The sequence below is a fragment of the Streptomyces sp. NPDC047017 genome, from assembly GCF_040644175.1.
In the GTDB taxonomy this organism is placed as follows: Bacteria; Actinomycetota; Actinomycetes; order Streptomycetales; family Streptomycetaceae; genus Streptomyces.
In genome coordinates this window covers 327,620-338,985 of record NZ_JBEYVW010000007.1, presented here as the reverse complement: position 1 = coordinate 338,985, position 11,366 = coordinate 327,620, and the positions used below count along the sequence as shown (strand labels likewise).

Genomic DNA, 11,366 nt, shown 5'->3' with positions numbered 1-11,366 from the left:
CGCTCAGCGGGAGGACCGGATTCCGGCCCGGGCGGGGGAGCCGTACGGTCCTCTCGCCGCGCACACGGGAGCAGGCGGCGGGGAACAGGGGAGGGGCGCATGACGGACCTTCGGGGCAAGGTCGTGATCATCACCGGTGGGGCGCGCGGCCTCGGCGCGGCGGCGGGCCGGGCGGCCGTCGAGGCCGGGGCCCGGGTGGTGCTCACCGACGTACTGGAGGAGGCGGGCCGGGCCACCGCCGAGGCGCTCGGGGACGCCGCCCGGTTCGTCGCGCACGACGTCACCGGCGAGGCGCGGTGGCGGCGGGTGACGCAGTACGCGGCCGCCGAGTTCGGCGGCGTCGACGGACTCGTCAACAACGCGGGCGTCTCGGGCGGTTCGCACCGGCTGGAGGACCAGACGCCCGAGGACTTCCGCCGCGTCCTGGACATCGACCTCACGGGTGTCTTCCTCAGTATGCGCACCGTGATCCCGCACCTGCGGGCGCGCGGCGGCGGCGCGATCGTCAACGTCTCCTCGGCGGCGGGCCTGACGGGCCTGGCCATGACCGCCGGCTACGGAGCCGCCAAGTGGGGGGTGCGCGGACTGACCAAGGTGGCCGCCGTGGAGCTGGGCGCGGCCGGGATCCGCGTCAACTCGGTGCATCCCGGCATGACGTACACCCCGATGACCGCGCACGTCGGCTTCGAGCCGGGCGAGGGCGGGTTCCCGTCCGCTCCGCTGGGCCGGGTCGGGGAGCCCCCGGAGATCGCGCGAGCGGTCGTCTTCCTGCTGTCGGACGCCGCCTCGTACATCACGGGCGCCGAGCTGGCCGTGGACGGCGGATGGACCGCGGGACCCACGCCGCGGCGGCCGGGTGGTACCGGCAGCACGGGGGAGGCGGGGGATCGGCCATGATGGGGGAATGCCAGAGCCGATCAAGGAACCGGGCGTCTTCAGGGCCGAGAACCGGCCGGCCGTGCCCTGGAAGAACGGCGGCGGGGTCACCCGCGAGGTCGCCGCGGGACCGGCCGGCGCCGGACTGGACGACTTCGCCTGGCGGGTGAGCCTGGCCGACATCGGGCAGGAGGGGCCGTTCTCCCCGTTCGCCGGGACCGACCGGGTCATCACCCTCCTGGAGGGCCCGGCGGCGCGGCTCACGGTCGACGGCACCCCGCACACCCTCGCCCCCGGCAGGCCCTTCCGCTTCCCCGGGGACGCGGCCACCGACTGCCGGCTCCCCGGCGGTCCCGTCCGCGTCCTCAACGTGATGACCCGCCGCACCGCCGCGTCGGCCCACGTCGCCGTCGTGCACGAGGACCTGTCCGTGGCGCCGCGCCCCGGTGAGCTGGTCCTCGTCCTGGCCCTGGAGGGGACGGTGACCTTCGAGGGGACGGGCCTCGCCCTCGGCCGGTACGACGCGGCCGTGTGCTCCGGGCCCGGCGCCGGCACCGTACGCGTGGCGGGAGCGGCCGCGGTCGCCACGGTGACGGCCGCGACCTGAGCGTCAGGTGCCCGAGGAGTCGCCGACCACGCCGTGGAACTCCTCGCCCGAGAGGGCGGCGTCGACGCGGGCACGGAGGTGGGCGCCGGTCACGGGGCAGGTCATCGGGTCGTGCGCCGGACAGTCCAGCAGGTGCCGCAGCAGGGCGGCGGCCCCGGTGAGCCGCTCGATCCGCTCCCGCATGACGGCGTGCTGGGCGGCGATCAGCGCATGGCGTTCCCGCGCGTGTGCCGTGGTCAGCACGGCGGCGGTGGCCGCGACCGTCATCATCCCGTCGTCGTGCCACAGCTGGGCGTAGGCGAGCCGTTCCAGCGCCGCGCGGTCGTACTGGCGCACCCGGCCGCGCCGCGCGGTGGGCCGGACCAGCCCGCACTCCTCGTAGTAGCGCAGCGTCGGGACGGACACCCCGAACGCCCGGGCCACCTCACTGATCGAGTACAGCTGCTCCATCGGTCCCTCCAGGTACGGGTGCGGGCGCGCGGGGCGGCCGCGCGCTTGCACTCAAGTGGACTTGAGCGTGCAGGGTTGCGGCAAGTCTCCCACCTGTGTTCTGGAGGACACCCGACATGCCCGCATCCCCGACGCCGCCGACGGCAGTCCCCGCCATCCGCCGCCGTATCCGCGGCACGCCCCGGCCCGCCCGGCCCGTCCGGCGCGCGGGCGCGCTGCTCGTCCTCGGCTTCGTGCTGCTGAGCCTGAACACCCGGGTCGCCTTCGGGCAGATCGGACCGCTGGCCCCGGTGGCGGGCCTCGGTCCCGCCGCGGTCTCCGTGCTCGGCCTGCTGCCGCCGCTGTGCATGGGCGCCTTCGCGCCGCTCGCGGCCGTGCTGCGGCGGCGCCTCGGGGAGGAGCGCGGCCTGTGGTGGGCCGGGCTGGTCCTGGTGGCGGGCGCGGTGCTGCGCATGGCCGGTATGCCCGGCCTGTTCGCGGGGACCGTGGTGGTCAGCGCCGCCACCGCCGTGGTCAACGTGCTCATCCCGGTCCTGGTGCGCACGCGGTTCCCGCGGGAACGCACCGGCGCGATGATGGGCGTCTACGCCCTGTCGATGGGCGCGGGCTCGGCCCTGATCGCGGCCCTGACCGTCCCCGTCGCCCAGGCCACCGGCTCCTGGCGGCCTGCCATCGGCCTGGCGGTGGTCCCGGCCGTCCTGGCCGTGGCGGGCCTGACCCCGCAACTGCGCCATCGGCCGGAGCGGTGCACTCCGCTCGGCTTCCGCGCGGGGCGCGCCGGGGGCCCGGTACGTACTGACGGCGCCGGAGGCGTCGAAGACACGGGGAGCGCCGCAGGAGCAGGAGACGCGGGAAGCGCAGGAGAGTCAGGAGGCGCAGGCGGCGTCGGACGTATCGGACGCACCGGAGGCCCCGGGCACCCTGAAGGTCCCGGACACCCCGGACACCCCGGGCGCCCGCACGTGGCGCGGACCGCCGTCGCCTGGAGCCTGACCGCGTTCTTCGGCGTCCAGACCCTCGCCTTCTACACCACGCTCGCCTGGCTGCCGTCGATCCTCGTCCAGGCCGGGCTCGCCCGCGGGACCGCCGGTGGCGCGCAGGCCCTGCTGATCCTCTGCGTCGCCGTCGGCGGCTTCGTCGCGCCGGTCCTGGCCGCGCGCCGCGCCGACCAGCGCCCGCACATCCTGGCGACCGTCCTGGTCTGCGCGGCCGGCCTGACCGGGCTCGCGCTCGCCCCGGCCGGCACCGCCCCGCTGTGGGTGGCCGTCCTCGGCCTCGGACTCGGCGCAGGTCAGGCGCTCCCCGGGGTGCTCTACGCCCACCGGGGCACCGACCACGATCATGTGACCGCCCTGTCCACCATGGCCCAGACCTGCGGCTTCCTCCTGGCCGCCACCGGCCCGGCCCTCGCCGCGGCCCTGCACACCGCCACCGGCTCCTGGACCGTGCCGCTGACCGCCGTGAGCGCCGCCCTGCTCGTCTGCGCCGCGGCCGGCCTCCGCGCCGGTCACGACCCCGCGTGAGCGTCGGCCAAAGACACGGGGCCATCAACGATCCGCGTGACAGGACATGATCTACAGGAACCGGCCTACTCTTGACCCATGATCACATGCGTCGTGCGGTACGTCATCGACCCGAAAAAGATCGCGTCCTTCGAGCAGTTCGGCCGCCGCTGGATGGAACTGGTGCAGGCGCACGGCGGCACGCACCACGGCTACTTCCTTCCCGCGGAGGGGGCGAGCGACGAGGCCCTGGCCCTGTTCAGCTTCCCCAGCCTGGCCGCCTACGAGGAATACCGGCAACTGTTCGGCCGGGACCCTGAGTTCATCGAAGCGGACCGCATTCGCGACGAGAGCGGCTGCGTACTGCGCTATGAACGCACCTTCATGCGCCCCTTGCTACCCGGCGACCTCGCGTCGGTGGACGGCGCACCCGGACCGACGACTGACGACCGATGACCGGCGACCGATGACCGATGACCGATGACCTGAGCGGAACGCCCTAGGCTTCCGCCGTGAACGACACGACACAGGCCCTACGGATCAGACCCGGCGCCCCGGCCGACGCACCGGCCATCCTGGACATGCTCGACTCCGCGGTGGCCTGGATGAACGCCCGCGGCAACACCGAGCAATGGGGCACGACGCCCTACTCGCAGCAGCCCGGCGGGACGGCGCGGGTCGAGCAGTACACGACGGAGAACACCCCGTACATCGCGGAGTGGGGCGGAACACCCGCCGGGGCCCTGGTGCTGGACACCGGGCCCAGTCCGAAGATGCCGATCGCGCCGGCCGCGGAACCCGAACGGTACGTACGGCTGCTGGTCTCCGACCGGCGGTACGCCGGGAAGGGCATCGGCGCGGCGCTGCTGGCCCATGCCGCCGAGGAGACCCGGCGAGCGGGCGTGGAACTGCTGCGGGTGGACTGCTGGGCGGGTGGCGGCGGTGAACTGGTCGCCTTCTACGAGCGCAACGGCTTCACTCCCACCGACCGCTTCCTGTCCGGACAGTGGCCGGGCCAGGTGCTGGCCCGGCGCGTGGCCTGACGGCCGTCAGCAGGCGGCCGGGGATCACGCCGGAGGAACCGGCAGCAGCCGATAGGCGCCCTCGTCGGCGGTCACCCGCCCCGCCGTGGGCGGCGGGAAATGGGTGCCCAGCAGCAGGGTGCCCGTTCCGGCGAGGGAGGCGAACAGCGACCGGCGCGTGGCCTCGGCCCGCGCCGGATCGATGTCGACGCACGAGCCGATCGCGGGGTCGGTGAACTGCACGGGATGATGGACGCAGTCCCCGGTGATCAGAGCCGTGTCACTCCCACTGCTACTACCACTGCCGTTGCCGTTGTCACCGCCGCTGCCGCTGCCGCTGCCGCTGCCGCTGCCGCTGCCGTTGTCACCGCCGCTGCCGCCGCCGAGCCGGACGGCGATGTGCCCGGGGGTGTGGCCCGGGGTCGGCACCAGACGCAGGCCGGGGGTGACGTCGACCCCGTCGTCCGGTACGTCGACGAGGTCGAGGAGCCCGGCCTCCTCTACGGGGACCACGGAGTCCCGGAACATCTGCTCGCGCGCCGCGTCCATGGCGTGACCGGTCCAGAACTCCCGCTCGGCGCGGGAGACGAGGTACCGGGCGCGGGGGAACGTGGGAACCCAACGGCCCTGCGCGCGGCGGGTGTTCCAGCCGACGTGGTCGGTGTGCAGATGCGTGAGGATCACGAGGTCGACGGAGTCCGGGGCGAACCCGGCGGCGGTGAGCCGTTCGAGGTAGTCGGTCCGCAGGTCGTGCCAGGCCGGGTTGGCCCGGGTCTTGCCGTTGCCGATGCCGGTGTCGACCACGACGCGCAGTCCGCCGGTCTCGATCGCGAAGCTGTGGCTGTCCAGGCGCAGGACGCCTTCGGGTCCGGCGAAGTCCGGGCGCAGCCAGTCATGTCGGGCGACCAGTGGGGCGGTGGCGCCGGGCAGCAGCCAGGCCCCGGTCGCGGGCGGCAGCGGGACCTCGTCGATGCGGTGGACGGTGGCGTCGCCCACGGTCCAGACGGGCGCGGCGGAGACCGGTCGGGTCGGGATCTGCATGGTGCGCTGGTTCCTCTCCTCGGGCACTAAAAGCAATTCGTTTGCCTTAAGTCGACCGTAGGCCCTACAGTGCTATTAACGCAAACACTTAGCTTTTATGTCACCCAGGAAGCAGCCGTATCCATGTCCGCCGAAGCGCTCACCCCGCCCGAAGCCGCCCGCTCGGCCGCCCGGGCCGGTCTTCCCCTGCCGCCCGAACGCCACGCCGTGGTGGCGGCCACCGCCGAGCACATCCACTCCGTCGTCCAGGTCCTGCGAGAACTGGACTTCGGGGACACCCCGCCCGCCACGGCCTACCGCGCCGGACAGGAGGACCACCGTGCAGCCGTATGAACTCACCCTGACCGCCGCCGCCGAGGCCGTCCGCACCCGGCGGCTGTCCCCCGTGGAACTGGTGGACTCGGTCCTCGACCGCCTCGGCCGGGTCGAGCCGCGGCTGAGGGCCTACGTCGCGGTCGCCGAGGACGACGCCCGCCGGGCCGCCCGCGAGGCCGAGCGGGACGTGGCGCGGGGGCACTACCGGGGCCCGCTGCACGGCATCCCGATGGGACTGAAGGACCTGATCGACGTCGCCGGCACGGCCACGTCGGCGAGTTCCCGGGTCCGGGCCGGCCACCGGGCGGAGGCGGACAGCACCGTCGCCGCCCGCCTTGCGGCGGCCGGCGCCGTCCTGATCGGCAAGACGCACACCCACGAGTTCGCCTACGGACTGACCACACCGCAGACCCGCAACGCCTGGGACCAGGAGCGTGTCGCGGGCGGCTCCAGCGGCGGGTCCGCCGTCGCCGTCGCCGCGGGCGCCGCCACCTTCGCGCTGGGCACCGACACGGGCGGATCGATCCGGGTGCCCGCCGCGCTCAACGGGGTCGTCGGGCTCAAGCCCACCTACGGACTCGTCCCGAGGCACGGCGTGACCTCCCTGTCCTGGTCCCTGGACCACGTCGGGCCGATCACCCGCACCGTCTCCGACGCGGCCCTCGTCCTGTCCGCCCTGACCGGCCACGATCCCCGCGACCCCGCCTCCCTGGACACACCCGCCGAGGACTACCGGCCGGCCGGCGGCGACGACCTGACGGGGGTGCGTGTCGGCGTCCCGCGCACCTACTACGTCGACCATGTCGCCCCGGACGTGGCGGCCGCGGTGCGCCGCGCCGTGGACCGGCTGCGCGACCTCGGCGCCCGGCCGGTCGAGGTCGACATCCCGATGGGCCGCTACGTCCGGGCCACCCAGTGGGGCCTGATGGTGCCGGAGGCCACCGCCTACCACGAACGCACCCTGCGCGCCGCCCCCGAGCTGTACCGGACGGACGTACGCGTGCTGCTGGAGGCCGGTGAGCTGATGTCCGCCGGTGACTACCTGCGCGCCCAGCGCTCCCGGACGCTGATGCGGCGGGAGTGGGCCCGGCTGCTGGACGAGGTCGACGTCGTCGCGGCCCCCACGGTCCCGGTGACCGCGGTACGGGCCGGGCAGGAGACGGTCACCTGGCCGGACGGCACGGTGGAGGGCGTCTCCGACGCCTATGTGCGCCTTTCGGCCCCCGCCAACATCACCGGGTTCCCCTCGCTGACCGTCCCCGTCGGCCACGACACGGCGGGCCTGCCGGTGGGCATGCAACTGCTCGGCCGGCCGCTCGGGGAGCGGACACTGCTGCGGGTGGGCCACGCCTACGAACGGTCCCGGCCCGAGCCCGCGCCCGTAAGCCCGCCGGCGGCCCTCGCCTCCTAGAGACCCCGGCATCCCGCACCGGGAGACCCCCCGTCCCCAGAGGCCCTGGAATCCCTCACCCTCCAGAAGCTACCTCTTTGCTTTAAGCTGGACGGATGAGCAGGCAGATGGTGCGTCCGGGCGGGCGCAGCACCCGGGTCCAGGCGGCGGTGCACGCCGCCGTCCGGGAACTCGCCGCGGAGCTGGGCCGGGACGCGCTGACGGTACCGCTGGTCGCCCAGCGGGCGGGCGTGACCCCGTCGACGATCTACCGCCGCTGGGGCGACCTCCAGGAACTCCTGTCGGACGTCGCCGTCGAGCGGCTGCGCCCCGACACCGCGCCGCGCGACCACGGCGCCCTGGCCGAGGACCTGGCCGCGTGGGCCGAGCAGTTCCTCGACGAGATGTCCTCGCCCTCCGGCCGCGCGTACATCCGCGACGCCCTGCTCGGCGACCCGGACGGCAGCAACGCCGGCCGCTGCTCGGCCTACGCCGCCGAGCAGATCGGGGTCGTCCTGGCCCGCGCGGCCGGCCGCGGCGAGCGCACGCCGGACGTCGAGACGGTCATCGACCTCGTCGTCTCCCCCCTGATGTACCGCATCCTCTTCCGCCCCGGCGGACTCACCCCCGCCTACGCCCACCGACTCGTGGAACGCGTCCTCGCCGCACGCTGAGCGGACGCGGCGACACCCCCCAGGGGGCGGCACCCCCAGGGGTACGTCCACGATGGCGCGCCCATCCCGGGGAGCGCGCCAGACGTCGCGGGCGGACGGGAAGGAGACGCAGGGGACTAGCGCGGCGTGCCGAAGTCCTGGGTCCAGTAGCTGCCGGGCTGGGCGAGGCCGACGCCTATCTCCTTGAACGAGCAGTCGAGGATGTTGGCCCGGTGGCCGGGGCTGGCCATCCAGCCCGCCATGACCTCTTCGGGAGTGGCGTAGCCGTAGGCGACGTTCTCGCCGTAGGCGCTCCAGTCGTAACCGGCGGCCGAGATGCGGTCGCTGGGGGCGGACCCGTCGGACCCGGTGTGCGACATGTTCTGGTGGGCCGCCATGTCGGCGCTGTGTTCCTGCGCCGCCTTCGTCAGGGCCGGGTCCAGGGTGAGGGCGGAGCAACCCGCCTTGGCGCGCTCGGCGTTGACCAGCGCGACGATACGGGCGGTGGTCCCGGACGCCGTGGCGCCGCCCGCCGGGGTGCTGGAGGCGGTGACGGCCGGGGCGGGGGAGCCGGTCGCCTGTGTGGCGACGGGGGACACGGTCGTCGTCCCGGCCCCGGCCGCCGTGGCGCTCGGCGTGCCCGACGCCTTGCCGGCGCCGGACTTCGCGGGGGCGGCGGTCCATGCCGCGTGCGCGGGCGAGTGCGTGCGCGGGGACGCGGGGGCTCCGGCACCGGCCGGAAGGCGGGTCGCCGGAGTGTGCGCCGAGGGGGACGCGGGGCCCGGCGTGCCCGGCGCCGCCGTGGTGGGCTCGCCGCCGTCGGGGCTCAGGCCGATGCCGTCGCCCGGCTTCCAGGACGTACGCCAGCCGCTCTGCTCGACGGCGGCGCCGGTGAGCCGGTCCTGCCCGCCGTCGGGCCAGTGGGCGCACGCCATGGCGGCGGACGGCACGCCCACGGCGGCGACGGCGACCGCGGCGATGGCGGCCCGCCGGTGACGCGTTCCTCTGCGGTGCTTTCCCATGCGTGACCTCACTAGGTAGTCGCCGAGCGCCCCTCGCGGCTGACTTGGCGTCGGCTCCGCTCCTGAGCTGCGGAGACGTCCTGCGGGCCCTCATTCTTAGGACGGCCTCACACACAGCGCAAAGGACCCTTCGTACTACCTCGCCTCGTAGGCCGGCACGGTCCTTGCGGGGCCGCCGGTGACGTGCTGACCCGGCTTTCGCCCCCTGCCCGCCCCGCTGCCGTCCCGTCAGAGTCCCGCCCACGGCGACGGATGGGCCCCGACCTCCGACAGCCGGCGCACCCGCGGCCCCGGCCCGGCCCCTGCGGGCGGCAAGCCGGACAAATCCCCGAATGTCACCGACGCGGCGGCTACTAAGGAACCCGCATAGATCCCCCAGTTCCTGTGACGCATGTCACCGCAACCTCGCGCCCCTGCCCGGCGTCGCCTGTCCCGGCGGTGGCTCAGACGTGCCCCGACGTGCGGTGGATGGCCACGACGGCCGCGTCGTCGCCGAGGGTGCCGTCGGCGTGGGCGAGCAGGTCCCGCCGGATGCGCTGCACCAGCGCCTCGGGACCGCACCGGCCCCACTGGGCCACCCTCTCCGCCAGCGGGTAGAAGGCGTCGTCGCCGTCGCGGGCCTCGATCACACCGTCGGTGTAGAGCAGCAGCGTGTCACCGGCCGCGAAGGTGAACGCGCGGGCGTCGTGCCCGCCCGGCACCAGCTCGCCCATGCCCAGCGGCGGCGCCGGATGCGGGCTGTCGATCGGCGTCACCCGGCCGTGCCGGATCAGCAGGGGCGGCGGATGGCCCGCGTGGGCCACCTGAGCGGTGGCGGACCGGTCGGGCAGTTCCAGCAGCAGCGCGGTCACGAACTGCTCCTGAGCCTGCTCGTCGGTCTCGTGCAGCTGGGCGAGATGGCGCGCCATGCTGCGGTCCAGCGCGTCGGCGAGATCCGGCAGCGCCGCGTAGTGCTGCGACGCCTCCCGGAACGCGCCCAGCAGCGTGGCCGCCTCCCCGATGGCGCCCAGCCCCTTGCCCCGGACGTCGGCGATGATCACCCGGGTGGAACCGGCGGCGCGCGTCACGGCGTACAGGTCGCCGCCGATCCGGGCCTCCTTCTCGGCCGCCAGGTACACGGACGCGATGTGCAGGTGCCCCAGCCTGTGGGGCAGCGGGCGCAGCAGTGCCCGCTGCGCGGCCTCGGCGACCGAGCGGACCTGCGCCAGCTCCAGGGCGCGCCGCTCCCGCACGGAGCAGACCACCACCAAGAAGACCGACAGGATCGTCAGCGCGCAGATCTGCGCGATGTGGTTGGTGGTGGTGAGGCCCCCGTGCAGTACGGCTATCAGGACCTGGGCGGCCACGGCGAGCGCCCCGACCGCACCGGTCAGCCGGGGGCCGGCGAAGGAGGTGGTGAGCGCGGGGGCGACGACGAGGAGCGGGCCGAGGTGGACGTCCTGCGGTACGCGGATGTCCGCCAGGGTGATCGCCACGATCAGCCCGAGGGGGATCGCGGCCAGCGCGTGGCTGGACCGCCACCGCCGCCGCGCCGAGGCCAGGTGCCGCCCGACGTGCATGTCTCCAATGTGCCTCATCCGCCGCGGGCGCACACGGCCGGCGGGCGACCGGGCCGCCCCGCGCGTTCCGGCGGGCCGAGCCGCCCCCTCACCGGCGGAGGAAGGCGAGCAGGTCCTCGTTGAACCGCTGCTTGTCGCCGTCGACCATGGCGATACCGTGGCTGCCGCCCTCGTACACCTTGAGTTCGGCGCCGGGCACCAGCCGGGCGGTCTTGCGGCCGGTGGCTTCGAGGGGCACGATCCGGTCGTCGTCGCCGTGCACCACGAGCGTGGGGATGTCGAACTTCTTCAGGTCCTCGTGGAAGGACGTCGTGCCGAAGGCGTCGACGCAGGCCACACCGCCCTCGATGGTCTGCGCCATGGCCATGTACCAGAACGCGTCCTTGTTGCCCTGGGTGACCTTGCTGCCGGGCCGGCCGGCCGAGTAGAAGCCCTCGGCGGTGTCCTTCCAGAACTGCGAGCGCTCGGTGAGGATGCCCGCCTTCAGGCCGTCGAAGACGCTCTGCGGGACGCCCTCGGGGTTGTCGGGGCCCTGCAGCATCAGCGGCGTGATGGCGGACAGCAGCACAGCCGAGCGCAGGCGCCCGGTGCCGTGGCGGCCGATGTACCGGGCGAGTTCGCCGCCGCCCATGGAGTGCGCCACCAGGGTGACGTCGCGCAGGTCGAGGTGGTCGAGCAGGTCCCTGAGATCGTCGGCGAAGGTGTCGAAGTCATAGCCGTCGTAGACCGGGGTGGAGCGGCCGTGCCCGCGCCGGTCGTGGGCGATGCCCCGGTACCCGGCGTCGGCGACCGCCTTGAGCTGGTCCTGCCAGGCGTCCCCGTTCAGGGGCCAGCCGTGCACGAAGACCACCGGCCGGCCCCGCCCCCAGTCCTTGTAGAAGATCTCGGCACCGTCACGCGTGGGGCATACGGCCATGCTCGTCACCTTC

13 protein-coding genes are annotated in these 11,366 nt (G+C 74.3%); 8 read left to right on the top strand and 5 right to left on the bottom strand.

The genetic code is table 11. The annotated features are described in order from the left end of the window. The first annotated feature begins 99 nt into the window (after positions 1-99). Together ABZ858_RS15155 and ABZ858_RS15150 are read left to right on the top strand one after the other, a co-directional pair. Positions 100-897: a glucose 1-dehydrogenase gene (locus ABZ858_RS15155; RefSeq protein ID WP_361377059.1), complete on the top strand. Its 798-nt coding sequence runs from the start codon at positions 100-102 to the stop codon at positions 895-897. A 7-nt stretch (positions 898-904) separates the two neighbouring features. Next, complete coding sequence (locus tag ABZ858_RS15150; RefSeq protein ID WP_361377056.1) at positions 905-1,483, top strand: HutD family protein; 579 nt, start codon at positions 905-907, stop codon at positions 1,481-1,483. A gap of 3 nt (positions 1,484-1,486) precedes the next feature. On the opposite strand, the gene ABZ858_RS15145 is transcribed toward ABZ858_RS15150, so the two are convergent. After that, on the bottom strand, positions 1,487-1,933 hold the full coding sequence (locus ABZ858_RS15145; protein WP_361377053.1) for a MerR family transcriptional regulator: 447 nt from the start codon (positions 1,931-1,933) through the stop codon (positions 1,487-1,489). A 116-nt stretch (positions 1,934-2,049) separates the two neighbouring features. On the opposite strand from ABZ858_RS15145, the gene ABZ858_RS15140 reads away from it, so the two are divergent. From ABZ858_RS15140 to ABZ858_RS15130, 3 genes are all read left to right on the top strand, one after another. Continuing rightward, the gene (locus tag ABZ858_RS15140) at positions 2,050-3,456 is read left to right on the top strand and encodes an MFS transporter (protein ID WP_361377050.1); all 1,407 of its coding nucleotides are present in this window, start codon (positions 2,050-2,052) and stop codon (positions 3,454-3,456) included. A gap of 78 nt (positions 3,457-3,534) precedes the next feature. Next, positions 3,535-3,891 (top strand): NIPSNAP family protein, encoded by a 357-nt coding sequence (locus ABZ858_RS15135; RefSeq protein ID WP_361377047.1) that lies wholly within the window; start codon positions 3,535-3,537, stop codon positions 3,889-3,891. A gap of 56 nt (positions 3,892-3,947) precedes the next feature. Further along, entirely contained in the window at positions 3,948-4,478 is a 531-nt protein-coding gene (locus tag ABZ858_RS15130; RefSeq protein ID WP_361377044.1) for a GNAT family N-acetyltransferase, read from the top strand. 24 nt (positions 4,479-4,502) lie between these two features. Here ABZ858_RS15130 and ABZ858_RS15125 read toward each other — a convergent pair whose 3' ends face one another. Beyond that, positions 4,503-5,498 (bottom strand): MBL fold metallo-hydrolase, encoded by a 996-nt coding sequence (locus ABZ858_RS15125; protein WP_361377041.1) that lies wholly within the window; start codon positions 5,496-5,498, stop codon positions 4,503-4,505. A gap of 123 nt (positions 5,499-5,621) precedes the next feature. Between ABZ858_RS15125 and ABZ858_RS15120 the strand changes: the two genes are divergently transcribed. From ABZ858_RS15120 to ABZ858_RS15110, 3 genes are all read left to right on the top strand, one after another. After that, complete coding sequence (locus ABZ858_RS15120) at positions 5,622-5,831, top strand: hypothetical protein (protein ID WP_361377034.1); 210 nt, start codon at positions 5,622-5,624, stop codon at positions 5,829-5,831. After that, positions 5,818-7,224, top strand: coding sequence for an amidase (locus tag ABZ858_RS15115; RefSeq protein ID WP_361377031.1), 1,407 nt, complete (start codon positions 5,818-5,820; stop codon positions 7,222-7,224). The genes ABZ858_RS15120 and ABZ858_RS15115 overlap by 14 nt, the downstream gene beginning before the upstream one ends. 95 nt (positions 7,225-7,319) lie before the next feature. Then, a complete protein-coding gene (locus ABZ858_RS15110) occupies positions 7,320-7,877 on the top strand; it encodes a TetR/AcrR family transcriptional regulator (protein ID WP_361377028.1) in 558 nt (185 codons plus the stop codon). A 116-nt stretch (positions 7,878-7,993) separates the two neighbouring features. Here ABZ858_RS15110 and ABZ858_RS15105 read toward each other — a convergent pair whose 3' ends face one another. The 3 genes from ABZ858_RS15105 to ABZ858_RS15095 all read right to left on the bottom strand — a co-directional run bounded on the left by ABZ858_RS15105 (position 7,994) and on the right by ABZ858_RS15095 (position 11,353). Continuing rightward, entirely contained in the window at positions 7,994-8,878 is an 885-nt protein-coding gene (locus ABZ858_RS15105; RefSeq protein ID WP_361377025.1) for a CAP domain-containing protein, read from the bottom strand. Between the two features lie 443 nt (positions 8,879-9,321). Further along, a complete protein-coding gene (locus ABZ858_RS15100; RefSeq protein ID WP_361377022.1) occupies positions 9,322-10,437 on the bottom strand; it encodes a PP2C family protein-serine/threonine phosphatase in 1,116 nt (371 codons plus the stop codon). A gap of 88 nt (positions 10,438-10,525) precedes the next feature. Beyond that, positions 10,526-11,353, bottom strand: a complete 828-nt coding sequence (locus ABZ858_RS15095; protein ID WP_361377019.1) for an alpha/beta hydrolase — start codon at positions 11,351-11,353, stop codon at positions 10,526-10,528. Between the last annotated feature and the right edge of the window lie 13 nt (positions 11,354-11,366).